Source organism: Treponema parvum, assembly GCF_017893945.1.
GTDB classification, from domain to species: domain Bacteria; phylum Spirochaetota; class Spirochaetia; order Treponematales; family Treponemataceae; genus Treponema_D; species Treponema_D parvum_A.
Map to the genome: position 1 here is coordinate 2,585,376 of NZ_CP054257.1, position 27,000 is coordinate 2,612,375.

Consider the following 27,000-nt stretch of genomic DNA (forward strand, 5'->3'; position numbering starts at 1 on the left):
TTGCAAGGAGTGTTATGAAAAAAAAACTGACGGCTATGACGGCCTTATTGGCTGCTGCGTCCTTATTTATAAGCTGTAATTCAAACCGCCCCGACCGGTTCGGCTGGTACGAAGACTTTGACAAGGCAAAAGAAGTCGCTCAAAAAAACGATAAAGACATTCTTCTTTTTGTAAGCCTTATGGGCGAAGACGAAAGAAGCTCCTTTTTCAGCGATAACATAATCCGAACCGAAACTTTTAAAGATTTTGCAAAAACGTCTTTAGTTTGTGTAAATTTGGATTTTTCCGACAAAAAATATCCGGGTTTGCCGGTCGACGAATCCGCTTCGGAAAAAGTCAAAAAATCTATGATAAAACTTCAGCAAAAATATGACAAAAACTTACGCATAGCTACGAGTTTTTATGTCGAATCCACCCCCGCCGCGTTTTTGATTACAAAAGAAGGGTATTTTATTTCTTCTCTCAGCTGCGACGGCTCGATCATTAAGCCGGAAGATTTTATTTCCGTCATAGATTCCAAAGCGGAAGAAAGATCCCGTTTAAACGCCCTGGTTGAAGCTACGAAATCCGGCGGAAAAATCGACCAGGCAAGGGCGATAGACGCCTTATGTGAAGCGACTCCTCCACAAAACCGAATTCTTTTGACAAATGAAATAGAGCGCTTTTTAGAGCTGGACAAGGAAAATGAAACCGGCCTTATCGGGAAATACACAATAGCTTCGGTAAATATTGAAGTTCAAAATGCTTTTATGAACGGAGACATGAAAGCTGCCGTTGAAGCTCTTGAAAAAATCACTTCTTCAAACTTTGTAACGGATGAAGAAAAGCAGCAGGCGTATTATATGTCCGCCTATATTTTGAGACAAACGGATGTTGCAGATATCGATGTTACAAGAAGGATTTTTGAGCTTCTTCAAAAGGCCTATGCCGCAAGCCCCGAAAGCGAAGCTGCGCCGGAAATTCTGCAGGCCATAGAAATAACAAAGGAAGCTTTCGATCTGCAGCAGCAGCATCTCAGCGAAGATAAAAGGGAACGGCTGCCTGACGGCCCGCTTTCAAATTAAAATTTCAAAGAGCTTTTCCGTATGAAAGCTGCATCACTTTCTTCGGCAGATATAGGTTTTTCAGCGCTTTTAATTTCGGCCCTATGCCTTATAGCGCTTTCAATGCTTTTTTCCATATCGGAAAGCTCCTTTTTGTCCATAAACAAGCTGAGGCTGCTCTCTAAAATAAACCGCCGCGATAAAAAGGCCTTACGCGCAGGCAGGCTTTTGCAAAAAAAAGAAAAAATGCTTAATACTTTACTGGTGGCAAATGAACTGGTAAACACCTTGCTTTCCGTCATTTTAACCGCAGCGGCGCTAAAACTTTTCGGACCTGCAGGAGTAGGGATAGCTACCTTTTTTGCAACCGCATTATTGCTTGTCTTCGGAGAAATTACGCCCAAGGCTATTTCCACCCGTCATCCCGACGTCTTCGCCTATAATCTTTCCTTTTTTGTGCAGACCGTAGTCAAAATTTTTTCACCCGTGGTTCCTATCTTTACATTCGTTTCCCGCGCCGTATTAAAACTTTTCGGCGTTGAAATCAAAAAAAGCTCAGGTTCTTTTACCGAAGAAGACATCAAAACAATTATAGACGTAGGTAAGGACGCAGGGCTTTTCGGTAAAAGCGAACAAACAATGATGCACAGCGTCTTTAAATTTACCGATCTTGAAGCGCAAAGCATTATGATTCCGCGCACGGATATAGTCGCCGTTCCTATTAACGCCAGCCACAGAGATATTTTGGAATTATCTGAAAGAACGCATTTTTCGCGTTTTCCGGTTTATCGTAACGACATAGACGACATCGTAGGCATTCTTTATATAAAAGACCTTCTGTTTTATACAGGATCTCAAAAAGATTTTAGCGTACAAAATATCATGCGTCCGCCGCTCTTTGTTCCGGGAACAAAAAACATATCGTACGTACAAAATCAGCTTGCAGAAAAGCATCAGACCATAGCCGTAGTTATCGACGAGTATTCCGGGACGGACGGAATTCTTACACGGGAAGACATAGTGTCTGAAATTTTCGGGATCATAAAAAAAGATTCTCCTGAAAACCGTTCTTCCGTCGATCTTTCAAAGCTTGAAACCTCAGGAGAGGCTCTTCTTCCCGGCGAAACTCGTCTTATAGACTTAAGAGAAGGCCTTCATCTGCCCATAAACTCGGATATAAACGAAACCTTAGGCGGCTGGATAACGGAAAAGCTGGGACGCCTGCCGGAGAGCGGCCGCATCCGCGAGCGTTCGGAATTTGTTGATTTTGCGGGATTCCGGTTTATCGTAGAAAAGTTACACGGCCGGCGCATTGAAACGGTTCGCGTGAAAAAGCTCTCGCCGTCTAAGGAAAATGCGCCCTCTGCGCCGTCCAAAGAATCTACGGAGTCCATGGCGTCTGCGGGATCAGCGAAGCCTGCAGCGGCTTTGCAGCCTGCGGAATCTACACTGTCTGCTCCTGAAGTCCGATCTGAAAATCAAAAGGAAAAAGAAAAATGAGCACGCTCCAAATTATTCTTACGGTTTTGTTTTTCTTTGTCCTCGTTTTGTGCATAGCATTTTTTGCGGCGTCCGAAACCGCATATCTTTCAATTTCAAATTTTACGCTTAAAAGAATGCTCAAAAACAACGAAGGCGGCGCAAAAAAAATAGCGGCCCTATACAACCGTATGGACAGGCTTTTAACGATCGTTTTGATCGGAATCAATTTTTTCAGCACGCTGTCGGCTTCAATAGGAGCGGCCGCAGCTATTTCCATTCTCGGCGCCCGCGGAATAACCGTATCCACCGTGATCGTCACTTTTATCATAACGGTAGGAGGTGAAATAATACCCAAAACCGTAGCGGCTTCTCATCCCTTGCCCATCGCAAAAACCGCCGCTCCCGCCCTTCTGGTGTTGCAAAAAATCTTTTTTCCCCTTATATGGACATTTACAAAGATATCCCAAGCCGCTTCGTCCGCTACCGAAAAGTTTTGGAAACACGAAGATCCTCTTATCACGGAAGAAGAACTTAAAACACTCATCGACGTGGGAGCCAAAGAAGGCGTTCTTGAAAGCTCCGAACAGCATATGTTCTACAAATTATTTGAATTTAACGACCTGCACATTTACGACATAATGCGGCACAGATCCCTGATAAAAGCCGTCCCCGTAAACATAAAAAGTACCCGCCTCATCGAAATTTTTACGAATACGGGACTTTCAAGACTTCCTGTCTACAAAGGTTCCATCGAAAACATAACCGGTTTTTTTCATTACAAAAAACTTTTGTTTGCGGGGAAAAAAGAAATTTCAAAATCGGATTTTGTCGAAAAAAATCAAAGCCCCGCTCTCTTTGTTCCCGAATCCCTTACTGCGATAGAATTGCTTACGCTGTTTAAAAAGAACAACGACGATATAGCCGTAGCCCTTGACGAACAAGGCTGTGTAGCGGGGCTTGTGACTATGGACGATCTTTTGCGTTCCGTCTTTGACAGAATCACCGACGAATTTTCAATTTCCGAAATACCGCCTGAAAAACGCATAAAAATTCTTTCCGCAAATGAATTTTTAGTTCCCGGCGACATGCACATTAAAGACGTAAATTCCGTGTTAAAACTTAACCTTAAATCCGAAAATTTTATAACGCTCGGCGGCTGGCTCCTGGAACGCTTTGACGCCTTGCCTTCGACCGGTGAATCAATAAAAAAGGACGGTATGCTGTTCGTTGTCGAAGATCAGGCCTCCCGCCGGATACAGACGGTGAGAATAAAATTAAATTGCCGCTGACGTGCCGACTGACATGTTGACGCAAGGCGGTTTTCAGCTCTTAGTCTGTTCGGCCATCTTACAGATTATCTTGGCAGTTCCGTCTATTCCTAAAAAAGAGCTGTCTATGGACAGATTGTAATTGTTACACTTTCCCCACGTGTTTTCCGTAAAAGTGTTGTAATGGTTTGCACGGCGTTTATCGATCTGAGTGATTATCTTTTTAGCCTCTGCGGCGGGAAGTCCGTACTCGTTTACCGCGCGGTCTATGCGGTCGTCCAAATTAGCGTAAATAAAAATATTGAATACGTCGTTTTTATCCGTTTCGCCCGAAGAATTTATTATGTAATCCGCACAGCGGCCTACGATCACGCATTTTTTATCTTTTGCGATGTTTAAGATCACCTTTCTTTGAGCGTTAAAAATTTGATCCGCCAAAGGCAAAATCGGGTTTGCAGCCCCCGGCGTCGCTCCCGCCGTACCTATCGCATAGCTTGAACCGAGCATCATATTGTAAAGCCATCCGCTTGAAATATTCTGTTCGGTCTTTGCGATAAAGTCAGGGGAAAGGCCGCTCTCTTTGGCAGCCATGTCTATAAGTTCTTTATCGTAAAATGAATATCCCAACATTTCGGCAATTTTTCTGCCGATCATTCGTCCGCCGCTGGCATACTCGCGGCTTATCGTAATAATATTTTTCATATGAACTCCTGTCAGATCGTTTATGGGCATCTTAAAAAACTCGCCTTTAGCGAGTTTTTTAGCTTATCCGCCCTATCTCTATATTATAACCTCAAAATAAAAATTTTACCGCCACAGAGTATTCAAAATATTCGGAAGAAAAGCCGTCTTCCGCGTCGACTTTGTAATATCCCTTGTCTCTTTCGTTTGATTGATATGCTTTGGAAGTATGAATTTCTCCGGTTACAAGGCATCCTGCTTCCAGTTTAAGCGAAATTTTCTCTTTTAAACTGTAATTTGCAGCGATCTTCAGTTTTCCGGCGCAAAACTGGTCGTATCCTATATCGACAAAGTAAATGCTCCGCAAAAAATGAGAATCCCGCGACCACATGTACACATACGGCGCAACGTATCCTGAAACAGAAAAATTCCATTTGTCGGAAAAAACCCAACTTGCTCCGCAGCCGAGCCAAACATAGACGTCCCGTCTTTCATAATCTATCACTTTTCCGAAAAAATCCTGGGTCGTGCTGTAGCCGCCACCTGCATTGTAGGGATAAAAATTGTCTCTCCCGTACCAAGCGGTTCCGTCGCGTCCTGAAAAATACATGTCTTGGTATTCAATGGCGAAAAGAGGAAAAACAAAAATTTTTTCAGACGGGCAAAATTTATAAGCGATTTCTCCGAATGACGAAAAACCCGAAACCAGAGAATTGTCGTGTTCGGAATAATTTGTCTTTACGGAACGATTTCCGCCTGGGCGAAGGCCCTGAAGCCAGTCGGAATCCTGCATATAACCGCAGGAAGCGGGAACGAAGCCTTTTAAATTGACAAGAAAAGAAAATTTTTCGGAAGCGGCTTCAAGGTCTACGCCGTAAAACCACAAAGGCTTCATATCCCATTCAAGATAACTTAACTTGTCGGAAGAGCCTTTGTCGTAATATGCATATTCGCCCATGCGGCCGTATATGAACCCGAGCGACGCCTCTGCCGACCACGTCCATTTCTTTTTATCGCTATGACCGCTTTGAGCGCAAACAAGAGCCGTTGCAAATGCAAGAGCTGTCGCTATAAAAAACTTTCGCCGTTTATTCATATTTTCTTCCGTAATTACGGTTTTAAGTCAAAATTCATTTGAGCGGATCGACCGAAAAAATTTTTTCAAATTGCTTACGCACCGCTTCCATGTCTCTGGGATACGGAGCTGTAAAACACATCTTTTTTCCGCTTAAAGGATGCGCAAATTCAATACCGTAGGCGTGAAGCGCCAAACGATTTAAAAGAGGTTTTTCTTCTTCTCCGTCGCCGTGCCAATTACGTTTAACATCGCTCAATCGAACAGGCTTTTGATTTCCGCCGTACAAGGGGTCGCATACGATGAAAAAACCGTTTTCCGCAAGATGCGCTCGAATTTGATGTGTCCTTCCCGTCCTGGGACGCGCTTCCATCCATGAATAAGGCCCGCATACTCCAAGCAGCCTAAAATCCGTGACGGAAGGTTTTCCGGAACGCTGATTCGCTACGGTTCTGTGGCGGGAGTCTCCGTCAACCTGTAATTTTAAATCAACGCGCAGAGTTTCCCAAAGCGGACGCCCGTTTACCAAACAGTGATAAATTTTTTCAACTTCCCTGTTTTCAAACTGCATTGAAAGAGCCTTTTGCGCTTCCGCCGTACGCGCATACACGATTATACCGGAAGTATCTTTGTCTATGCGGTGCACTGCGAACAACTTTCCGAATTCTCTTTCTGCGCTTAGATCAAGCCTTGGAGCGGCCGCGTCATAGCGGTCGGCTGCAACCGAAAGCCCTGATCTTTTATTCAAGACCGCAATATCGTTATCGCAGTATATCACCGTATAATCGGGAACAAATTTCATGCTATTAAGTATAGCAAAAATTTCACTTATTGCAAAAGTGCGGGCATTTGTCTGTATAAAAAAAGCCGCCATAGGCGCTCTTGTCATGTTTTGTCCATATTCATCTTTCCGTTGCGCAAGAAATTTCGCGCTTCGCCCTCTGCAAAGCGGCGCAGTTAACCCTAATAGGCTGCCCCTGTAGTCGTCTCAGCCTCCATGTCCTGCCAGCCAACACACATCCTGCCGTATCCTTCTTGCCCTAACCTCGGTTTGCTTATATATTTTATCTGTGTCTGTCTTATATATGGTAGGAACGCCCATCGGGAACCTCGGCGACATAACCTTACGGGCGCTTGAAACATTCAAATCCTCAGACTTCGTCGCATGTGAAGACACTCGACACACTCTTCAGCTTTTAAATCATTTTGAAATAAAAAAACCTCTTATTTCCTGCCGCGCACAAAACGAACTTTCCGCCGCCGCAAAAATCATTAAACTCCTTGAAGAAGGAAAAAACGTCGCCTACGCAAGCGACGCGGGAACGCCGGGCATAAGCGATCCGGGCGCCGTGCTGGCGGACAAAGTAAGGAAGGCAGGCTACGATGTAATCCCTATTCCCGGCGTTTCGGCTTTGACGGCGCTCGTCAGCGTTGCAGGAACAGGGGGAAAAACCATTATCTTCGAAGGCTTTCTTTCTCCGAGCCCCGGAAAACGTAGAAAACGCCTTAAAGAGCTTTTGCTTACCGAAGAAGCCTTTATCTTATACGAATCGCCTTTCAGAATCTTAAAACTTTTGTCCGATCTTGCCGATATAGAAGGTATGCGCAGAATAGTAGTCGGCAGGGAACTTACCAAGCTGCATGAAGAAATTATAGAAGGTTCTGCAAAAGAACTTTTTACTAATTTTCAAAAACGTGATATACTTAAAGGAGAGTTTACCGTTTTTGTTTCCGGCATAAAAAAGTCTCAACTTTAGAAAAATATTACCGATAATTATATAAAGGCAGGATAATATGATGATAGATAAAATAGGAGGAGTTAATCCTCTCAATAACCTTCAAAACACAAAGCGAACCGACGAAACTTCAAGGTATGACGCAGGTTCAGATTCTATTTTTGTGTCCGAAGAAGCCCAAAAAATGGCCGAATCTTTTTATCTTAAGGAAGTTGCGGATGCAACTCCCGACGTGCGTGCAGATCTTGTCGCCGAAATAAAACAAAAGATAAAAGATCCGTCATACCTGAATGCCGACACGATCGGTTCTGCCGCCGACCGTATTCTATCCAGCTTTGGTTTGTAGTCTGCCTTATAGCTTTATAAGGATGTAATAATAGGGAATTTAATGGTGTTTTAACAAAAAGGCGGATCTTGTGTTCCGTCTTTTTTATTAGTGCGAAGGTTCAATCCTCGTTGCCGCTTAAAGTTTCGCAGCAAAGCTTTGGCTGGGTTGTTGATTGTTTAAAATACGGAAATTTTATGGCTGATTTTATTTTTAAAATTTCACCGAATATTACATTGGGATCATACACGGCAACCAGACTGGGTCAGTTTTGCCGTGAATGGGGCTCCAAATTCATTGTTATCATAGATCCCGTATTAAAAGACGCCGGCGTTTACGAAAAAATTTTACAATCTTTAGACAGCCGCAATCTTGATTTTTTTGTGTTCAGCGAAATTAGCGAAGGCGCTTCTACAAAAGCCATACAGCAGGCTCTCGCCCTTGCAAAAGATGCACATGTTCACGGCGTCATAGCGGTGGGCGGAAGCAAGGCTTTGCAGGTAGGGCGGGCCGTAAGCGCTTATTATTATGAAATACAGGATCTTTATTCCTTTGTAGACGGCTCTTTGCCTTCTTCGGCGTCTCTTCCGCTCATATGTGTTCCCACGACGCCCAGAGCTCCGTTTGTTTTTACGAATTTTATTCCCGTAACGGATTCAAGAACGATGAGCATAAAGCTGCTAAAAATTCAAAACGGACTTTGTAAACTTGTCTTATTCGATCCGAATTTAACCGTTACGCTCACCGAAAACCAGATTACCTCCATGTCGATTGAAATTCTTTGTCTGGCAATAGAAGCATATCTTTCACCCAAATCAAATTTTTTCAGCGATATGGTAATTGAAAAAGGCATAGAATTGCTCAGCTTCGCCCTTGACGGAAATCCTTCCCTTTCGACGACGCCCGCCGAAATCCTTCTTTCTCAAGGAGGATGCTTGGCTTCTTTGGGTTCTTCATGCAGCTCTATCGGGGCGGCATCTCTGCTTTCTTTGTGTATAAACTCGCGCTTTAGAATTTCACGCTCGCTTACGTCGGCAATTCTTCTTCCCTACATAATCGAAGACGCAGGTCATTTTAAAACGGACAAGATTGTTAAACTGGCGCGCATATTTCGCACGGCGTCGACTTCCGACGCTCCCGAAAATATAGTCGCCGCCTTTTCAGACAATATAAGACAGAGAATCGCAAAGACGAATCTTCCGCCGAGATTAAAAGATCTGTCATTTTCCGTTGAACAACTATCCCTTGCGGCCGAAGACGCAGGAGAGCTTGACCTGATAACGTCCCTTCAGAGAAGTATGACTTCCGACGATCTGTTCGATCTTATAAAACTCGCCTATTAGTCTATAAAAAAATGATCGACCCGTCCAAAATTTTTCAATTAAAAGGCGGCCAAAAACGCAGAAAACTGGCTCTGTGCTTCGGCTCTCTTGAACGCGATATTGCGGGAATCGCCGAAAAAGGAACGGAATATGATTTTCCGCAAATGCCGCGCCGCGAATACATAAAAAACCTTGTAAACATCCTTTTTAAAGATCCTAAATTAAGTCCCGCAGCTCAAAGCGAACTTCAAAATTTGTTAAACGAAGCTCCTTTTGACGAAAGGCGCGTCTGTAATTGCGCTAAAAATCATCTTTTAGCGATTTTAGGAACCTTTCCTGCGGAGTGGGATTTGGTCATAGCGCCGCATTCCGCCCCCGGCTTGCACGGCACTGTAAAAAAACGCTTTTTTTATCCCGGCGTCTTTATCTATGCGGAAGACATCCGCTCTCCTTTTAACATAGGCTCAATTTTTCGTACCGCAGAGGCAATGGGCGCACAAAAGATATTTATTTCTCCGGGATGCACGGACCCTCTGCAACCAAGGGCCGTACGAAGCGGCATGGGCTGTATCGAAACCTTGGAGTATGAAAAAAGAGCTCTTTCCGAACTGCCTAAAAACATGCCCGTCTTTGTACTTGAAACGGGCGGAACCGACATAACGGATTTTGTATTCCCGAAGCAGGGGATATGCATAATAGGTTCCGAAGAATTGGGCGTAAGCCCGCAAGCTCTAAAAACGGCTTCTTACGGCCGCGTTACAATACCTATGAAAGGCCTAAAAGCCTCTCTTAACGTGGGCGTAGCTTTGGGAATATTGATGCAAAAATGGACGGAATTCTTGGACAGGGCGGATCGGGCGGCAGCCGTAGATTAAATAAAAATATCCGCCGCCAATAGAAAAAGCCTGATTCAGTCGTTTTCTTTTTCAAGCGCCTGTCCGAGTTTTTTTACAATGCGGTCGAACTGTTCCTGTGACTCGATGTGAAACATTTCAAGCAGAGATTCGTCTATCTGGTAAAAATCTATATTTCCGTCGTAATAGTCCACCATCAGTGACGCAAGCGAAATCAAAGACGTCAGTTTTCTATACGCTTCCGGCGCCTGATCCGGGTCGTGATGATAGCGGATCACATTTGTTATGACTTCAGGGAAATTCCACCTTTCCGTTATCATAGCGCCTATTTCACCGTGGTTTACGCCTGCAATCATAAGTTCAAAAACCGGAACGGGGATGTCTTTTTCCGAAAATTTATTCCTCAAGTCGTTTATAAGGTTGGGATGCGCCGTCTGAAAAAGCAGTTTTCCTATGTCATGCAGCAGTCCGCATATGTAAGAATCGTCTATGAGCTGTCTTTCCGAAGAACAATAATTCCGCGCCATATTGTATGAAAAAAAGGCGACTTTTTGGGCGTTTTCCCAAATTTTTCTTTTGACCTTATCGTTTCCGGGAGCAAGGGTTTCCATTGAACCGATTGAAAATAAAAGGTTTTTTATTCCGCGTATTCCGATAAGTTTTACCGCGTCCGCAACATTATGACAGGGAGTCGCAAGCGCAAAGGCCGCAGAATTTACCAAATGCAGCAATTCAGTGGTCAAAGAAACGTCGCTGCTTATGGCCGCGGCAATATCCGACATCTTTGAATCCGGATCGTTCAAAAGGCGGTTTATCTTAGTGATATGTTCAGGGAATTGCGGAATTTCGTTTATGGATTTTACGAATTCTGCGGAAAGTTTTGTGAGGCTGTCCTGTGTTTCTTTATTAAGAGGAAGCGTTATTCTCGTTATCGTTTCACCGTCTTGGCAAAGAGTTTGGAAATTTTCTTCGGTAAGCCCGATCTTTGAAAGCATGAGGATCATAATTATGAGCCCCAGCCCCGCTCCTTCTGAGCTGTCAAGTATTTGCGAAATCGCCTCGTTTATGGAAGTGTACTGCTGTGCGCGGGAAAGCTTGTCATGGACGCGCTTGTATTCAAAAACGGTCATTTCGGCATTATTACGGACTTCTATTCTTATTTTGTCTTTTCGCATTTGAAGTCTGAATTTCACATAAAGCCCGGCTTTTTTTTGCAACTCAAGATAATAATTGATGTTTTTCATCGTATCTTCTTTAAAAGTCGCCATTCCTTTTTCGTAGTCGCCGATATTATTTATATCCAGATTTTTTGTCCGAAAATATACGCGTTTCGTATTGGCTTTTTTCGCATTGGTTATCAGTTCGCTCAAACAATAGCTTAAATATTCTATCATTTGTTTTTGGCCCAATTCGGTCAAAAAAACGGTCAAAACTTCCGTCATATATACTTCAACATCATGCGGCAAAGTATATGTTGTTATTGAAAGAGGGACGCCGGTTTCTATCGCCATCCGTATTTTAGAACGATCCACTGTAACCTTATTCGAATTCTCCATAACGCACATACCCTTCTATATATAAAATATATCACGTTATATATAAAATTAAAACAAAAAAATAAAAATTCTCCAATATATCCGATATATCCGATATATTTAAAACTTTTTTGTGTCGTTTACATCAGCAGGCCAGGGGCTTCTTCAGGCGGAGTTTTGCGGCGCAGCGTTTTATCCATAAATTAAAACTGAATCGTGTCAGGGTCGCGCACGGGAACGATGCCCGTGTCCTTGAGTGTCCCGATCAGGCTGCATTCCCTTTCCGTCAATTCAAATGAAAAAACATCCGCATTTTGCCGAATTCTGTCGGCTTTTACCGATTTCGGAAGCGGAAGGAAACCCTGCTGCAAACACCATCTGACGCACACTTGAGCCACCGACGTTTTATGTTCGTCCGCTATCTTTTTCATTTGCTCGTTTTCAAGGATAAGACCCGTCCCCATGGGACTGTAAGCTTCAAGCAGCATTCCCTGCGATCTGCTGTACGAAACCGTTTCCGGCTGTGTTATTCCGGGACAAAGTTTTATCTGGTTTATCACGGGCTTAATCTCCGCCGTTTTTAAAAGTTCTTCAATATGGTGCTGCCTGAAATTGCTTATCCCTAAAGAACGGATCTTTCCTTCGCGGACGGCTTCTTCCATAGCTTTGTATGCGCCGGCGTTGGCTGTTTGCCATACGGAGCGCGTTTTAATGGGATTCGGCCAGTGTATCAGATATAAATCCAAATATTTTAAATTTAAATCTTTTAAAGATTTTTCTATCGCAGCCTTGGCTTCTTCATACCCGTGATCGTTGTTATGTAATTTTGTAGCAATATAAAGATCTTCTCTTTTGCATTTGCCCTGTTTCAAAAATTCGCTTACGGCTTTACCCACGCTTGCTTCATTGCCGTACGCGGCGGCGGTATCTATGTGACGGTACCCGCATTCCAGCGCTGCAAGAACCGCGTCATAACATTCTTCACCGTCTTTCGACTGCCAAGTTCCGAAACCTATACACGGTATTTCATTTCCGTCGGAAAGTTTGTATTTATCGGTAAGGGATTTAAAATTCATTTATCTTCCTCCTAGACAACTAAGGATAGCAAATATTTATTTTTTATTAAAGTCTTAGAAAATGGCAGAAAGCGTTTATGATTCGCAGCTATGACGCGCGACTATGAGCGCAAGCATGCCCTGGCGCTTCTTGCGCCGGGGTTGTTAATTGGAATTACTGCATCATGCTGCGGGAGCATCCCGCATTGGTACTTCGTTATTTGTTTAATTCTTCTTCAATATTTCTTCCACCATATATTACACGAATAATATAAACTTTTTTATCCGATTCGGATGGTATGTAAAAAATCAAAAATTTATCAACAGGCATAACGCGCAAGCCCTTACTGCACCAAGGTTCTTTTTGATATGCTCTAAAACGCTTAGGCATTTGATCAAGGCTCATAATACCATCTTTTAGTCTCATTAATTGCCGAGCGGCAGCTTTAGGTGAAAACAACTTAAAGGCAATATATTCGTAAATGGCTCTTAAATCGGATTCTGCATGGCTGGAAATTTCGATTTTATATGTCATATACAATAATCTTTTTGAATCTTATCAAAAACTTCTGCCGCTGCTTTTTTATTTCCATTCGTTATATCTGAATAGCCTTTCATAAGTTCTCTATTTAAATCTTCTTCAGTTAAATCTGCTAAAACAAGAGGAGACGTTGCCGGAAGTTTTAAATCAAAAGGAATGCCCCGGGTTAAAATTATTTGTTTATAAAACATCGTTATTGCATTAGATGCAGGAATTCCAAGTGAATCTAAAATAATTTCAGCCTGCTCTTTTATTTCAGGTTCAATTCTTGCATAAAGATTTGCTGTTTTTGCCATTTTTTCTCCAAAACTGCTAATATCTATATTATACGCTCATGTGCTTACAAAGGCAATACAATAGCTTTTGAGGATAGCTGGACTCCCCTCTCATCTCCCTTCCCTATTCGCCGAGAGCAACACTGTAGCATTTTTTAAATGCAGTTTGAAAAATACTCGTCGCCGTAATAGTCCACTTCATGACAATCTGTGTAATTGATAAATCGCTGCTTTTTAAAAGCCCAACTGTTCCCTGTCCTTCCAATAATCTTCTATCGTCCTCATGTAAAGAGGAACTTATTCCTGTTGACTTCATTTCATCGAGTTTGTGCCCGAGGAGTTTGGTTTTAAAATATATTTTGCACCAACAGAAAGGAATAGCAGCCAATAAATGAAAAAATTCTATGTTGCTATTACACGGGTTAAATCTTCTGAACATGACTATCCAGGTCGATTAATCATAAGTTCATATATCTGGATACATGGGATTGAGGCTTTAAAAATGGGATTGAGCGCAAATCCCAAAAAATATTTGCCAGTATCTTCTACAAGATTTATAAATGATTTCGGTTGCACAGCACCTAGAACAATACTTGGAAGAGACTGTGAAGTTATTCAGTAGGCTGCGGTAAAAAGTTTTAATGCGGGTATGTCGGGCAAGCAGCTGACAGTGACTGTTTCTTTTTTGAATATAAAATACTGCTGGTCTTTTATCAAGAGTTAAACACAAAAGACAGCTTCCCTGCCGGGCTGTTGTCTTTTTTTCTAGATTAGTCCAGCAGACGGTCGTCATAAATTATGCACATTTCACCGTAGGCCTGGCCCCAGTTGTGGATCGGCTTAAGTCCATTTTTTTGTTGTTTCAAAAGTTGCAAGATATAAAGCTTTAAGCAGAGACTGATCACTGGGAAAAACGTTCCGCTGTCGATTCAGTTTTCGATAGCTGGAATTGAGACTTTCGATGGCATTCGTTGTGTAAATAATTTTCCTGACATCTTTCGAGAACTTGAAAATCGGCACGATAACATCCCAGTTTTCAATCTAGCGTTTCATGGAGTTCGATCATATCATAAATTTTGTGTTAACAAAACAACGCAGTTCACTTAGATGTATTTATCAATTCATTGCATCAACACTTGTATAATTTAAGATTCCCATATATGAAGATGCATCAAGAATTGTTTCCAAAGGAACTTTTTCCAATTTTCTATAAATAACAAAAAAGCCATTATCATTTAATTCTCGAATTTCTTCATCTTTTTCTGTATATAGTTTTCTTACACTTAGCAAAACGTTGGCATTTTGCCCAAAAACATACACATAATAAATCTCATATTCTGAAATTCGATATTTTGTTATTTTTTTTATTTTTATCTCAAATTCCGGATAATAATATTTATCATCTTTTCTTGTTAAATCTGTTATTTCCCCTTTTATATATTTCCCCAGTGCTGGATTACCATCGCCTTTTACTGTAATCTCTCTTGAAAAACATGATATAAGGTTTAAAAGTATAATGTCTCACTTGAGTTGGAGAGAGTCCATTTGGCAGCTCTGTTTCCGTCCGCACTATATGCATAACGCGTGTCATAGACAGAGTTTACGCTTCGGCTTAAAAGGTTTCTGCTGTTCCATTCATAGGTGCGTTTGTTAGTTGAGACAGGCTTTTTACCCGTATTGTTATTACCCCACGGCCATGCCCATGCATAGTTTGCTTCATAGACGGGTGAGCCTTCGTCATTAGTATGAGTTGTTATAGTTACGGGTGTGAGAGTTGATGTATCTTCATTAGAAGACGTTCCGTCGTTTTCGGATGTAACATTCCCGTTTTTATCATATGTATAATACCTAAAGCCTTTCTTTTCATTTCCCACTCTCTTTAAGCGGTGTGCATAGTCCGTATCATACTCATATGTAAACTCATAGTTTAAATCATCCCCATTCTTCTTCTGCATTGCAGGAGTGATTATTTCAGTGCTCTTTTTGCTTATCATATTCCCTATTTCATCAAAAGAGAAGTTTTGACTGTAAGAGCTTAGATAGTCGGGCGATCCTATAATACCGTAGGGATTATCTTTCGTAGTACCTTCTGCAAAAGTAAGCTGGTAAAGAGAATCATATGTGTATGTCTGTTTTGTGTTGTAGCGAGCTCCGTTCATACAGTTATTATCATAGCCTAACACATTACCTACATCGTCAAAGGTGTTGTCAACCATATTTTTTATGCCTGTAATACGATCATAATTTTTGATAATGCATTGAAGACTTTTGATGCTGGAATATAAACTGAAATCAATCATAATCTGAAAAACTTATAAACTTTCCATTTGAATTCAGATAATTATAATTTTCATTAAACTTAATCAAGATCATGTCATCATCTATAATTTTTATAAGTTCAAAGTTCTCCGATTTCCTTTTTCCGTTTGTATCAGTAAGATAAAATAATTCTTTATCAAATGAAACAACTAATAATTTTTTAGCCAGTACATAAATAAACTTATAACCTTTATCAAGTATAACTTCTCCTTTTTTATTGATAAGAATAAAATTTTCATTATCTTTGCTTACTTCAGCCATGCCATATTTAAAATTATCAGCGTATATATAGATCGGAGAAATTATCCATTGATCATTCAAGTTTTTATATCCGTACAATGAATATTCCTCTCCATTTTCAGATAAATATTTTTCTTTGCATTTTATCGCATCATCCGATACTATAGTATACTCTCCTAAAGTGAAGGAAATAATTACATTCCCCTTTTTATCAACAATTCCACCCAAAGCTCCCGACACCCATTCTTGAGCTCCTTTGATTTCTATACCATTCTCAATATACGGGATATAAAAATCGGGTTGAACTTGTTTCAACACATAGGAATAACCATTTACAAACTTTGTTACAACATGATAATCGAAATGCTTAAACATATTCCCGGACTTATCAATTAATCCATAGGCATCTTCCGCAGGATAACGAGCCCATGCAACACCGCCTGAAAAAGGCAAACAGAGTTCATATTGCGCAGGTATAACATAATTTCCGCTTATATCTATATATCCGTATAAACCGTTTTTTTCTTCTTTTTTATCTAACAATCCATTTGAAAAAACATGATCTTCAAATTGTCCTTTTCGCTGAAAATCAATTAAAAATAATTTTGCTCCTGAAAAATCATAATAAGTAAATATATCAGACTCCATTTGGGTTGTCGGAAACTCATATGCTTCATATTTAGAGACACCGGTTATCTTTGCTGTTATAACTTTTCCATTATTGTCAATGAAAGTTACATTACCATCCTTATTGATTGGATACAACATTAAGTTTTCAGCAGCACACGAACAAAAGACTGTAAACAAGAAAGAAAAAACAAGTAAAATAATTTTTTTCATTTTCCGTTTCCCATATTTTCATCATTTACATTTGGTATAGGAACAGATTCTGACTGAGATGCGACGTAATCATTTAGCGGGACATATTTTAATTCTCTCGTACTCTTGTCCTTCGCTGTCGGTTATCAGGTGTGCACTTCCCAAGTGGTCGCTAAAGACTATGCTTTTTCAGAATATGATTTACATATGATAACACCATGTGCTCCATAACTTTCAACCAATTCTACTAAAATAAGTGATTTACTATGTATATGATTGATAATAGATTGCACCCACTCATTTTGTAATTCATCTATTTCTATATCATACAAAAAGCATAATAATCTGTACAAGTCTTTTTCCTCTGTTAAATCATTATAAATATTAACTTCTAACAAAATATTACCAGTTTGGAAATTATTAATTTTCATACGAATTGGATTTTTAAAAACTAATACCTTTCTTTTTTTTCCTCTCAAAACTAATGAGACATTTCTTTGAGCATCAAGTAGTATACCTATTAATCTAAAATCATGAATATTTTCCAAATTATACATCTATATTACTCCCAAAATTTTCACTCTATAGGTGCACCTGGCTGTCGATTATCCGCTGTCGGAGGAGAACCATCTTCCGGCCTCGTCCATTTATACTGATGCGGTTGCCCCTGTCCATGATTATGATCATAATCAATGTCAATATCTGGGTATCCATCATCTCCATATTTCCTTGTCTGCTTCGGTTTGCCGTTATTATCGTATGTCGTATTTGTATCTCCTGGCTTCCCCTTGAAAGGATTACTTTTAGGTTTTGTATCCTTTGAATTTGAATCAGTTGGTATTTGTTCCGATGAGGAAGTTTGTGCTTTTTTTTCTTTATTTTTATCATCCGGCGAGATAGGAACTGGGGCAGCTGCCTGTGCTTTTCCTTCTATATTTTCTTTCGCCATTGAAGATACCACCCATGCCCGGCAGGCTCTGGTTGTGTTTCTTAGCCTTGTCACTTACAGGCGCCTGCGGAATATACTCCCCTACCGCAGGATCCGTTGACAGCCATCTTGAGTACTTCGCATCGAGATACTGTGCTCCGTAGTAATAGAGCCCCACACACGAAACGCCGGCTATCGTGCGTGCTTCATCCTGCTCTTTAGCAGTGAACGCCGCAACCTTACGGTTGCTTCCCGAGTTTTGCGTTGCAAAACTCGTAGAAAAAGGCTCCGATCTGAACTCCATTTCATTTTCTGACTTCTTCTCTACCCACAGCTCTCCATACGGCGTGTATTCTATACGTTGGTATTCGTTTCCCTCATAGTCTGTCACAAGTTGTGCTGAGCCTAGGTGGTCAGGATGGTAGTAATACCTGTGGTGATATTCATCGCTTTGCTCATAACTTATATCAAGCTTACTTGTCTGCTTGGTTACGATCCTTGTCATAGGGCAGAATTTCCTATATGCCGCCTTCGTTAGGAACTGTTAAATCTACAAGTTCCAGTTCTCCAAATTTCTCAACAAAGATATTAAGCATAAAACGCTTTACATTTAAAGTTTCAATCGCATAAGATTTACCAAGCTTTTCCATTCGTTCAAGATATGCACCGCCTGGAATATACATCCATTCTGCAATTTTCGCGATTGTAATTTTCTTTTCCTGAAACAATGGGGGTAGGGCAGACACAAAAGCATATGCTTCAACCTGTGTCTTACAACCCTTACAGACTTTTTGATGCATTACACCTGTTATCGGGTCATTCCAATAACAATACCATTTATGAACGATCTTATCCTTTGATTGTATTGATTTCTTAAAAATGTGATAATTTAAATCCATAGAAACCTCCAAGTTCTTTGTTAAGCACTTAACATTTGCTTAACATTTCCAAAAACCTGAAGATCAGATAATTTTATAAATGCTTATATTATAAAGATTTAGCACTTATCCCGAAGCGCTAAAATATGGGCCATCCTGGACTTGAACCAGGGACCAAAGGATTATGAGTCCTCTGCTCTAACCAACTGAGCTAATGGCCCGAATTGATAATAATAATATCATAAAGGCCTAGTTTTGATCAATATATAAACACGACATGAAACAGTATAATTTAGATAATAAACCGGAAGCCCGCAATACTAAAAACATTGCCCTATCTTAGTAATTATATTTTTCCTCCCATTATCTATCGACACAAAAAATTTTAACTGCGAACAGAATACCCGTCTCGCAATGACCAAACGTCCGGATATGATTTTTTTAAAGTAACTATGTTATAATATTTAAATTAATAAGACAAAATACTGAAAAAAATAAAATTATGGATTTTTTGTGAGGATTTAAAAAAAATGACAAATACGTTTACTTTAAAAGAGATATCAAATAAGACAATAGACGGAATATGTGTAGAAATTCCCTCAATACAAAGAGGTCTTGTTTGGACTCCCAGGCAAGTTGAATTTTTGTGGGATTCTATTTTGCGCGATTTCCCAATAGGAGGTTTTGTTCTTTCAGAGAATAATAAAGGTTCTTACGACTTGATGGATGGACAGCAAAGATTTAATTCAATACAGATCGGATTTGCTGAACCTGATAAGGAATCTAAAGCAATTCTTTGGCTCGATCTTAAACTTAGTGATATGGTACGGGGAATTACGCGAAAATATTATGTAAAAGCTACAACAATTTCACATCCATGGGGATATAAAAACAATGATGAATGCAGTGTTCTTTCAGCTAAAGAAAGAAGAGCCGCTTTGACATTATATTATGATACGGATTCCAAGAATATATATAAAGACGATATCAAAATAATCGATACATATCCATTTGAATCTAGAGACGGATTTCCTATACCTTTAGCATTTTTTCTTAATAATGATTCAAGTAATGCAGAAAATTTTTTACGAGCTATTACTAAGAGTGTAGAATCTTTACCTGAAAAATGGCAAATAAGATTCTGGAATGAAAATAATAAGAAATTATTAAACAACAAGAAAGAAAAATTATACGAATTATTTTCGCGGATAAAATCTACATACAAAGTTCCTTTTAGTATTCTTCCTAAAGGGTCCATGGAAAGAGAATCTAATACGGAAGTGAATCCGGAAGAAAAATCTGATTTAGAGATATTATTTAACCGCTTGAATACGGGCGGAACCAGAATAACTCAATCGGATTTATCCTATTCGGCTATAAAAGCATACTGGAGCGAAATTAATAGTAAGAATGAGGAACTTGCAAAACAGTTTATGCCGGCTCCAAAATTAGTTATGTTGCTTTTCCGTTTATATCTAACGCTGGAAATACCTGATTGTGAAAAGTTTGAACCGCAATTAACTATCAAAAAAATCCGTTCTTTGGCGCTGGATCAAGAGAAGAAAAAAAAGATTGCGGATTTTTTTCTGAATGACGATAAGGCTAAAAAAATTTTAGACTCTGTCAAATATGCTTTAATAGACATTCCTAAATTTGTCCAAATGAGAATTTTGTCTGAAAAACAAGAGTGCTTTTTATTGTTATTTTTTTTAGCGGCTAAAGAATTTGATTTAAATGAAATAAATGCAAAGGGTCTTGTTTTATTACTGTTTTGGTTTTGTTTGGATATCAATTATGCTTGTAATACATTGCTTAAAAGTTTATCGGAATGTTGCAATAAAACGGATGTTCTCAAAAAAATTAGGGATTCCATTTGTTCCCTAATTGAAAATGAAAAAATCGTAATTATATATAGTCCCCAAGATATAAAGGGTTCTCTTTTAAATGAAAATGGAGTATTGAAAGAAGATTTTAAAAGAGAATCTGTCTTTCCTCTTTTACGCAGAATATTATCAATGAAAACATGTCTCGTGTATGCACAACGAAACTATCTTGATTCTATATTTCCTAAATTTAATCCTGCTGATACGATTTCATGGGAAGATCACAACCGTCCTTGGGATTATGACCATATTATGCCTAAAGATTGGTCTTACAATCATTTTAAGAGTGTTCTTAAAACAAGGGTTGATTTCTGGCGTGATACTATAGCTAATCTTGCTGCCATTCCTTTTGAAATAAACCGGGCAAAAAGCAATTACGATAATTATGATTATTATTCATTGCATACTAAAGAATTATTCTTTGATGAAGGGTTTAGAGAATTAAACTCTTCTATAACTTCAAATGAACAAATGGTAACAAAATTTGAAAATTTGTCGTTTCAAAGATTTATTCAGATTTATTCCGAATGCTATAAGGTCTTTTCAGATTTAATTGTATATAATGAGCCGGAGAGAATAGGCATATTGAAAAATATTATTTCAAAAGTTGGAAACAATGCCAAATTATATTTTATTAATCCTCCGTCTCCGTATGAAATCGAAGTCACTAAACAAATTGATTACCTTCATTCATGGTTAAGTGTTGAAATAGAACTTTCCAAAAACTGTATGCTTAGTTTTACATGGTATAAAAGTTTAATTAATAAATGTGAGTTCGGCTTAAGAAAACATATAAATAGTTATGAAGTAGATAGAAATTGCTACAATGACAATAAAGAATTGTTTGATGATTTGGTAAAAGACTTTCGATTTAATATTGAAAATAAAGGATGGTGGTATTTACATTCAGAATCAATTAAGCCGGAGCAGGCGGCAGAAAAAATTCTTGAAGTTTATGCTCGAATAAAAGATAGAATAAAGTAGGTATTCCTTATTCCGCGGGGCCGTGTAGTATATCATAAGGATACTGACAGATTCACGATTATCCATGGAGGCCTGAAAAAAATGAGATAAATAAAATCAGAAAGTTTTTCCGTCTTCCAAAAGAACTTACCGATTTTGACACGGATTTCTACTATCTAATTCAAACTTGATAAAAATTGAAACCTTTTTCAAGGCAATCTTCGGATCTGAAGTTAAACCGGCCGATCATATTATAATCCCCTGACGGTAAAGCGGAACATATTTTGATTCCGCATAGTGCTCATATCCCCAATCGCTGTGCCAGTGGCCGAAGAACCATTTATCATACTCTATTATAGATTCAAGACGATCGTTAAAAACTACATTTGAGTCTTTTAGGAGCTCTTTCAGATTCTTTTCATTTGAGTAATAAGAGTCTGTGCAAGCAATCCCAACAGAAGGACCTGTATGAGAAAGAACATAATCTACCCGTCTGCCTTTTACATTTGAAATACAGCTGTGTTTGTCTTTTTCCGTCCATTCTTCCTGCGGCCACCATGATTCATGCGGTATTCGGTATGCTTTATCATCACTTACCGCACCGCCAAGAGCCAGAAAAGACTTTCCTTCAACCAGATAAATTTCTCCCCTTTTAAGGTAGAAGATGTTGTCGCTCACTTGCAAAACAATAGATCCGAACATTTCTGCTTCCGGCAATTTTTCGATCATATCATAATTATCATGATTTCCCTGAACGGCAAGAATCCTAAAAGGCTTTTGCTTGTACCAATCAAGAAGATACCTATCCGTTTTATCTGTAGGATGAATTCCTTCGGAATCTAAAGGACATTCGTTCCAGGGAAGACCAAAATCGCCAAGAACAATGGCAATTGTAATATCCTTATAATCAGCATTTTGCTCTTTACAACATAGCTTCATATTTTTAGCGGCAAGATTTGACATATCAACCGTATTATGGGTATCACCTGTTATATAAATCATATTTTGTGTATCCTTCTAAGCAATTCAAGGCCTAAAACTAATTCTATTATACTTTTAAAACCTATCAAACAATAATAGTGATCGGAAAATTATTTATTTCAGTCTATCAGGTTTTGATAGTATTTTTTTGTATTATTTGCAACATCAACCGATGGAGAAGCCTATGCAAATAAATGAAAAATTAAAGAAAATACTTTTTGAACGTCAGAGACGTTTAAATGCAAACTTTGTATAGACGCCGGAAAACAAACAGAAAATCATTGAATTAAACAACGGCTTACTGGAACGTTATAGAGAGGCCTACAATGAACTTGTCCGTATAACTAACGAATATGAAGAAAAATTTCGAGCAGGCGACAATAATTACAAGGATTACACAATACACGTAGAATTCTGGTACAACGCTCCGGAAAGTCTGAATGAAGAAGAAAATGAATTATGGGGAAATCTTTGCGAGGAAAGCAATTTTTGGGGACCTTATTTGTCCGTAAAAAGCGATTTCCGAAATAATGAAAATAATAAAATCGAATCTTTCGAGAAAGCGATGTCCATAGATAACCAATCATGGAACGAATACCCTTTTAATACAAAAGAACTCGACGGCACTTACATTTATTATTTTATGCACGACATATTTAATCATAATGGTACTTATTCATTGGAAGATGCCGTAAAGATGAAAGCCGAGAATTTTTCATGGCAGCTTGTAATCTGTCTGGAACATTGGGGTAAATCTTGCCGGTCATAAATTGTAATCCCCAAAAATTTCTTCTTCAACATAGACATAAGAAGCTGCCGATTTTCCGAACCGCTTGTTTTCCGCGCCGCTCATTTTTAGTTTACTTTCCGACGCAAAAATTTGAAAAGATCGTTTCCAAAATATCGTCCGGCGTAACTTCGCCCGTAACTTCCGCAAGCGCTTCCAGACTGTCCTCCAAATCCTGAACGGCGGCGTCGAGCGAATAATTTTCATTTACGCTTTTTAGAGCATGTGTGACGCATTCATACGCTTCTTTTACATTTTTTTCCTGCCGTGAAGAGCCGAGCCCGGCTTTTTCCCTGTCCGTTTCCAAAGAACCTGTAAGGACGTTTTTTACCGCCTCAGAAAGAGCGGCTATGCCTTTTCCCGTTTTAGCGCTTATATGGAGTTGTCCTTTTAACGCCGGAATTTTTTTTATGCTATCCTCCCTTAAATACGGCAGACCCGCTTCTTCAAAACCGGAAGCAAGTGTATCGCATTTGTTCCAAACAAACAATACGGGAATTTTATCGTCGGGCAGCAGCGCCGTTAATTCTTCCGTGATTATTTTTTCTTTTTCTTTAGAACTGTCCAAAGCGTCGGCCAAATATAAAACTATATCCGCATCTTTTGACAAATCTTTTGTCCGCTCGACTCCGCTTTGTTCTATAAGGTCTTCGGTCTTGCGTAAGCCCGCCGTATCAAACAAGCGGGCGGGAACCCCGTCAAAATTCACCCAGCTTTCAATCCAATCTCTTGTCGTTCCTTCTATATCCGAAACTATAGACCTGTCCTCTTTTAAAAGGGCGTTGAACAAACTTGACTTTCCTACATTGGTCTTGCCGCACAAAACTACTCTGGCGCCGTCCTGATACAGTTTTTCACTCTTCCAAGAATCCGAAAGACTTTTAAGTTTTTCAGCTGCGGACAACAGATCCGTGCTGTCAAACGCATCCGCTATGGTTTGCTCGTCTTCAGGATATTCAATGCCCACTTCGATTGCGGCTATTGTTTTAACTATCAACTGCTGAATGTCTTTTATCTGATCGTATACGGAACCTGCCAGTCTGCCTGCCGCCCTTCCGGAGGACTTATCGGTTTTGCTTTCTATTATTTCCCTGATAGCTTCTGCCCTTGTCAGATCCGTTTTACCGTTAATATACGCCCGAAAAGTAAATTCTCCCCTCAAGGCTTTTCTAAAACCGTTTTTTAAAAGCAGGTTGTAAATTTCCGTCACAACGGCGATTCCGCCGTGACAGCTTATTTCGGCCATGTTTTCGCCGGTAAAACTTTTAGGAGATTTAAATACGCTTATCAAAACTTCATCTACGCGCCCGTCTTCGCCGTTTTCCTTTTTTAAAGGATCGATAATCCAACCGTAAACGATCGAATTCCCGCCGGCCGACAACAAAGCCTTGGGCCTTGAAAAAAGACGTGAAATCATTTCTATGCTGTCTTTGCCCGTAGTCCGTATAACGCCGAGCGCCGAAGGAATAAGCCCTGTGGCGACCGCCGCAATCGATTCTTCGGGCGTGTAAGTGATGGTTTCCATGATATATTAAAAATTATATGATTTTTATAATAACTTCAATTACCGCTTATTAAAATATCGACGTCGACGGCAGTTTGAATATATTCAAAAACCTGTTTTTTTCAGGACTTTCATATTTACGAACACTGTCAATGACGGATATGGACGGCAATGTCCTTTGACCTTCCGAATCGCTTTTATTTTTAGCATTTTCGGAAATACCGAAAGCGGGTTTTCTGTATTCCCTGCCGGCTTCTTTTGTCTTTCCGGAATACGGCTCTTCGCCTATATCCGGCTGGATCATGCTGTAGTTACCTACGTTATTCCAATACATATATCCCTTGTTTACGGAATCGCGGATGCCGAACAGCTGCTGTCTTACATATTCCTTGCTGTAAAACTGCCTGTCGTATCTTACATTTAAATAAAATGCCTGAACCCACGGGCGCACGATGATTCTGTTTCTCCCGATGATAGAATTTCTATATGCGCCGTAAAAATATATGCGATAAGGCCGCTCCGCCACCGGTTCATAAAGCAAAAAATCCTGTTCAAAATGGCTCGGATAAAACATAGGACAAATCACATCTACGTAATTTGAAAGCATTTCAACGTCTTGACCCGTCCGTGCGCCGCTGCGATACCAGCCGTTCGCCCCGTAAATATCTATTCCCAAAGGCGCTTCTATTTGCTTTCTGGCGTAGGCTAAAAAAGACATAAGTGCCGATTCCTTTGTCATGCCTTGAGAATGCCAGCGGAAACGCGCATTTTTTAAATTATATCCGTCTGTAGGAAACCTTATATAATCAAACTGAATTTCATCAAATCCTCGCGCAATCAGCTCCTTCGCAATCCCCACATTATATTCCCAAACTTCAGCCGAATACGGATCAACCCAATTTTCATCATAGTAAACGGTTTCTTTTCCGATAATTGTTCCTTCTTCATTTTTAACGTCTTCATATCCTTTTATTCCGACCCAAGCCCTGCCGGTTACGGCGTCCCATACGGCGTATTTCCCGCCGCCGTATCTGGCTAAATTCTTGTCTTTAAATACGACTATGCGGGCGATAAGGTATATGTCTTTTTCTTTAAATTTGGAAATAAACTGATCTATATCTACGGAATATTGGCTTTCCGTCGCTTTTTGCGCTACAAGCGGGTCTTTTGTGCTGTAACGCAAAAGACCGTAATCGTCTTTCATATCTATTACGACGCTGTTTAAACCGTTTTCTTCCACGATCGAAAGAAATTTATCTATGCCTTCCGAACCTAATTGCTTACGCACTTGATACGGCGGTATATATAAGCTTCGCTTATTGTCTTTAATAACGTTTGCGTACTTTGAACCTATCTTTTCAGGATAGAGCATCCACAATTCATTAAGAACAAAACCCTTTTCAAAACCCGCAGCCGCTTTAGGAATCCATGCCGTTTGTACCGGAAAAAATAAAGAATCGAATCTTTCTTTCCACAAAGAAAATTTTTCCGGTGTTCCTACTTCTTTTTGTTCTTTAAGATTGAAGGTTCCGACATCTGAAGGCCTTGTGAATAACAAAGTGTCTCCAACGTTGACTAAGGACTCTACCGTGTCGCTTGGTTCATTGCCGCCGTACAGAAGTTCTCCTTTTTTCTTTTCCCAATTAAACCTGTAGATATTAGGTATGAACGTCTGTGAAATATAAATATCAACGTAATTTCTGCCTTCGGCGTCGGCCTTGAGCACCGGTAAAATATCGGAAATTTCATCCGGCGCGGTAAGCGACGACATCATTTTAAATCCGGATGTCACATCGGTCCAAGCGGGTTTTTGATCGTTGGGCATAATATAAGACAGTCCGAATATAGGGTGCGACATAAAAACTGCCAAATCCGTGCCGTAAAAATTTCCGTCAGGCGCAAAATGCGGCATATCGGCTATTGCGACCGCTTTTATTCCTGCCGTAGTCTTACTCATCGATCCCAGCGATTTCCAATTTAATCCGCCGTCAAAACTGATATATACGTTGTCCTTCGTTGCGGTTACAAGCTGCATGGGATTAAGGGGATTGGCACATATATCCTTCAGATCTTCTATTTGCTGCGTATAATCGTCTTTTTGTTCATCATATTCGTGGATAACAAGGTAGGGAAGGCCGGTATTTCTGAATTCAAACTCGTTTAAATCCTGAGAGTAAAGAATTCCCTTGGACGTAATAAAATACCAATGCTCTTCCGTATTTCCCGTTTTGCCGACCGTTTCGGTTCGCAGAATTTGTTTTACTCGCCCTTCCGTCCACAACGGAAGAGCCGTATTGCTGCCGGTTATCCTGAATAAACCGGCGTCGTTTCCGGCTATTATATTTTGAGTTGCCGTATCGGTTGTTTCTTCTTTTAAAGGCATCGGGGAAAGCTGATAAAGCGGTCTTGCCTGTGTTTGGGCTGTCGCCGAAGAAAGACAAAATAAAAGCGCAAACGGTGCGGCGAATTTTAAAATTTCCATGTCTACTTTATCGGCAAAAATCAA

Annotated in this window: 28 protein-coding genes and 1 tRNA gene; 10 read left to right on the forward strand and 19 right to left on the reverse strand. The window is 40.0% G+C overall.

What is annotated here, in order from left to right:
* The first annotated feature begins 14 nt into the window (after positions 1 to 14).
* The 3 genes from HRI96_RS11465 to HRI96_RS11475 are packed head-to-tail and all read left to right on the forward strand — an operon-like array spanning position 15 to position 3,814.
* A complete protein-coding gene (locus HRI96_RS11465) occupies positions 15 to 1,064 on the forward strand; it encodes a hypothetical protein (RefSeq protein WP_210117475.1) in 1,050 nt (349 codons plus the stop codon).
* A 21-nt stretch (positions 1,065 to 1,085) separates the two neighbouring features.
* Positions 1,086 to 2,543, forward strand: coding sequence for a hemolysin family protein (locus HRI96_RS11470; RefSeq protein WP_210117476.1), 1,458 nt, complete (start codon positions 1,086 to 1,088; stop codon positions 2,541 to 2,543).
* Complete coding sequence (locus HRI96_RS11475; RefSeq protein ID WP_210117477.1) at positions 2,540 to 3,814, forward strand: hemolysin family protein; 1,275 nt, start codon at positions 2,540 to 2,542, stop codon at positions 3,812 to 3,814. The genes HRI96_RS11470 and HRI96_RS11475 overlap by 4 nt, the downstream gene beginning before the upstream one ends.
* 33 nt (positions 3,815 to 3,847) lie before the next feature.
* Here the strand turns inward: HRI96_RS11475 and HRI96_RS11480 are convergent, their stop codons facing one another.
* The 3 genes from HRI96_RS11480 to HRI96_RS11490 form a co-directional block, all read right to left on the reverse strand.
* Complete coding sequence (locus HRI96_RS11480) at positions 3,848 to 4,495, reverse strand: cytidylate kinase-like family protein (protein WP_210117478.1); 648 nt, start codon at positions 4,493 to 4,495, stop codon at positions 3,848 to 3,850.
* Positions 4,496 to 4,586: 91 nt separating this feature from the next.
* Complete coding sequence (locus tag HRI96_RS11485) at positions 4,587 to 5,570, reverse strand: omptin family outer membrane protease (RefSeq protein ID WP_210117479.1); 984 nt, start codon at positions 5,568 to 5,570, stop codon at positions 4,587 to 4,589.
* 34 nt (positions 5,571 to 5,604) lie between these two features.
* Entirely contained in the window at positions 5,605 to 6,351 is a 747-nt protein-coding gene (locus tag HRI96_RS11490; protein WP_210117480.1) for an RluA family pseudouridine synthase, read from the reverse strand.
* A 283-nt stretch (positions 6,352 to 6,634) separates the two neighbouring features.
* Here HRI96_RS11490 and rsmI point away from each other — a divergent pair, with 283 nt between their 5' ends.
* From rsmI to HRI96_RS11510, 4 genes are all read left to right on the forward strand, one after another.
* Positions 6,635 to 7,306 (forward strand): 16S rRNA (cytidine(1402)-2'-O)-methyltransferase, encoded by a 672-nt coding sequence (gene rsmI, locus HRI96_RS11495; RefSeq protein ID WP_210118707.1) that lies wholly within the window; start codon positions 6,635 to 6,637, stop codon positions 7,304 to 7,306.
* Positions 7,307 to 7,343: 37 nt separating this feature from the next.
* Positions 7,344 to 7,631: a flagellar biosynthesis anti-sigma factor FlgM gene (locus tag HRI96_RS11500; protein WP_210117481.1), complete on the forward strand. Its 288-nt coding sequence runs from the start codon at positions 7,344 to 7,346 to the stop codon at positions 7,629 to 7,631.
* A 176-nt stretch (positions 7,632 to 7,807) separates the two neighbouring features.
* Positions 7,808 to 8,953, forward strand: a complete 1,146-nt coding sequence (locus HRI96_RS11505) for an iron-containing alcohol dehydrogenase (RefSeq protein WP_210117482.1) — start codon at positions 7,808 to 7,810, stop codon at positions 8,951 to 8,953.
* Positions 8,954 to 8,964: 11 nt separating this feature from the next.
* Positions 8,965 to 9,807 (forward strand): TrmH family RNA methyltransferase, encoded by an 843-nt coding sequence (locus tag HRI96_RS11510; RefSeq protein WP_210117483.1) that lies wholly within the window; start codon positions 8,965 to 8,967, stop codon positions 9,805 to 9,807.
* A gap of 35 nt (positions 9,808 to 9,842) precedes the next feature.
* Here HRI96_RS11510 and HRI96_RS11515 read toward each other — a convergent pair whose 3' ends face one another.
* The 4 genes from HRI96_RS11515 to HRI96_RS11530 form a co-directional block, all read right to left on the reverse strand.
* Positions 9,843 to 11,342, reverse strand: coding sequence for an HDOD domain-containing protein (locus HRI96_RS11515; RefSeq protein ID WP_210117484.1), 1,500 nt, complete (start codon positions 11,340 to 11,342; stop codon positions 9,843 to 9,845).
* A 182-nt stretch (positions 11,343 to 11,524) separates the two neighbouring features.
* Positions 11,525 to 12,397: an aldo/keto reductase gene (locus HRI96_RS11520; RefSeq protein ID WP_210117485.1), complete on the reverse strand. Its 873-nt coding sequence runs from the start codon at positions 12,395 to 12,397 to the stop codon at positions 11,525 to 11,527.
* Between the two features lie 196 nt (positions 12,398 to 12,593).
* Positions 12,594 to 12,911, reverse strand: coding sequence for a type II toxin-antitoxin system RelE/ParE family toxin (locus HRI96_RS11525; protein WP_210117486.1), 318 nt, complete (start codon positions 12,909 to 12,911; stop codon positions 12,594 to 12,596).
* Positions 12,908 to 13,213 carry a type II toxin-antitoxin system RelB/DinJ family antitoxin gene (locus HRI96_RS11530; RefSeq protein WP_210117487.1) on the reverse strand — a complete coding sequence of 102 codons (306 nt, stop codon included), beginning with the start codon at positions 13,211 to 13,213 and terminating at the stop codon, positions 12,908 to 12,910. The genes HRI96_RS11525 and HRI96_RS11530 overlap by 4 nt, the downstream gene beginning before the upstream one ends.
* Before the next feature lie 370 nt (positions 13,214 to 13,583).
* On the opposite strand from HRI96_RS11530, the gene HRI96_RS11535 reads away from it, so the two are divergent.
* Entirely contained in the window at positions 13,584 to 13,814 is a 231-nt protein-coding gene (locus tag HRI96_RS11535) for a hypothetical protein (protein WP_210117488.1), read from the forward strand.
* Between the two features lie 218 nt (positions 13,815 to 14,032).
* Here the strand turns inward: HRI96_RS11535 and HRI96_RS11890 are convergent, their stop codons facing one another.
* The 9 genes from HRI96_RS11890 to HRI96_RS11580 form a co-directional block, all read right to left on the reverse strand.
* Positions 14,033 to 14,233, reverse strand: a complete 201-nt coding sequence (locus HRI96_RS11890; RefSeq protein WP_430741171.1) for a transposase — start codon at positions 14,231 to 14,233, stop codon at positions 14,033 to 14,035.
* Positions 14,234 to 14,308: 75 nt separating this feature from the next.
* Positions 14,309 to 14,512 (reverse strand): hypothetical protein, encoded by a 204-nt coding sequence (locus HRI96_RS11810; protein ID WP_256729241.1) that lies wholly within the window; start codon positions 14,510 to 14,512, stop codon positions 14,309 to 14,311.
* A 185-nt stretch (positions 14,513 to 14,697) separates the two neighbouring features.
* A complete protein-coding gene (locus HRI96_RS11550) occupies positions 14,698 to 15,492 on the reverse strand; it encodes a hypothetical protein (RefSeq protein ID WP_210117490.1) in 795 nt (264 codons plus the stop codon).
* Positions 15,485 to 16,591 carry a WG repeat-containing protein gene (locus tag HRI96_RS11555; protein ID WP_210117491.1) on the reverse strand — a complete coding sequence of 369 codons (1,107 nt, stop codon included), beginning with the start codon at positions 16,589 to 16,591 and terminating at the stop codon, positions 15,485 to 15,487. Before HRI96_RS11555 ends, HRI96_RS11550 begins: the two co-directional genes overlap by 8 nt.
* A gap of 158 nt (positions 16,592 to 16,749) precedes the next feature.
* Positions 16,750 to 17,127 carry a hypothetical protein gene (locus HRI96_RS11560; RefSeq protein ID WP_210117492.1) on the reverse strand — a complete coding sequence of 126 codons (378 nt, stop codon included), beginning with the start codon at positions 17,125 to 17,127 and terminating at the stop codon, positions 16,750 to 16,752.
* A gap of 20 nt (positions 17,128 to 17,147) precedes the next feature.
* Positions 17,148 to 17,519 (reverse strand): hypothetical protein, encoded by a 372-nt coding sequence (locus HRI96_RS11565; RefSeq protein ID WP_210117493.1) that lies wholly within the window; start codon positions 17,517 to 17,519, stop codon positions 17,148 to 17,150.
* Positions 17,455 to 18,003 carry an RHS repeat domain-containing protein gene (locus HRI96_RS11570; RefSeq protein WP_210117494.1) on the reverse strand — a complete coding sequence of 183 codons (549 nt, stop codon included), beginning with the start codon at positions 18,001 to 18,003 and terminating at the stop codon, positions 17,455 to 17,457. The genes HRI96_RS11565 and HRI96_RS11570 overlap by 65 nt, the downstream gene beginning before the upstream one ends.
* 13 nt (positions 18,004 to 18,016) lie before the next feature.
* Positions 18,017 to 18,397, reverse strand: coding sequence for a hypothetical protein (locus tag HRI96_RS11575; RefSeq protein WP_210117495.1), 381 nt, complete (start codon positions 18,395 to 18,397; stop codon positions 18,017 to 18,019).
* A 126-nt stretch (positions 18,398 to 18,523) separates the two neighbouring features.
* A tRNA-Ile gene (locus HRI96_RS11580) sits at positions 18,524 to 18,597 on the reverse strand.
* A gap of 309 nt (positions 18,598 to 18,906) precedes the next feature.
* Between HRI96_RS11580 and HRI96_RS11585 the strand changes: the two genes are divergently transcribed.
* On the forward strand, positions 18,907 to 21,243 hold the full coding sequence (locus HRI96_RS11585) for a DUF262 domain-containing protein (RefSeq protein ID WP_210117496.1): 2,337 nt from the start codon (positions 18,907 to 18,909) through the stop codon (positions 21,241 to 21,243).
* 225 nt (positions 21,244 to 21,468) lie between these two features.
* Here HRI96_RS11585 and HRI96_RS11590 read toward each other — a convergent pair whose 3' ends face one another.
* Entirely contained in the window at positions 21,469 to 22,224 is a 756-nt protein-coding gene (locus tag HRI96_RS11590; RefSeq protein WP_210117497.1) for a metallophosphoesterase family protein, read from the reverse strand.
* A gap of 544 nt (positions 22,225 to 22,768) precedes the next feature.
* On the opposite strand from HRI96_RS11590, the gene HRI96_RS11595 reads away from it, so the two are divergent.
* Positions 22,769 to 22,972, forward strand: a complete 204-nt coding sequence (locus tag HRI96_RS11595) for a hypothetical protein (RefSeq protein WP_210117498.1) — start codon at positions 22,769 to 22,771, stop codon at positions 22,970 to 22,972.
* A 91-nt stretch (positions 22,973 to 23,063) separates the two neighbouring features.
* Here the strand turns inward: HRI96_RS11595 and mnmE are convergent, their stop codons facing one another.
* Positions 23,064 to 24,515 (reverse strand): tRNA uridine-5-carboxymethylaminomethyl(34) synthesis GTPase MnmE, encoded by a 1,452-nt coding sequence (gene mnmE, locus HRI96_RS11600; RefSeq protein WP_210117499.1) that lies wholly within the window; start codon positions 24,513 to 24,515, stop codon positions 23,064 to 23,066.
* Between the two features lie 49 nt (positions 24,516 to 24,564).
* Positions 24,565 to 27,000, reverse strand: a complete 2,436-nt coding sequence (locus HRI96_RS11605) for a putative glycoside hydrolase (protein WP_256729242.1) — start codon at positions 26,998 to 27,000, stop codon at positions 24,565 to 24,567.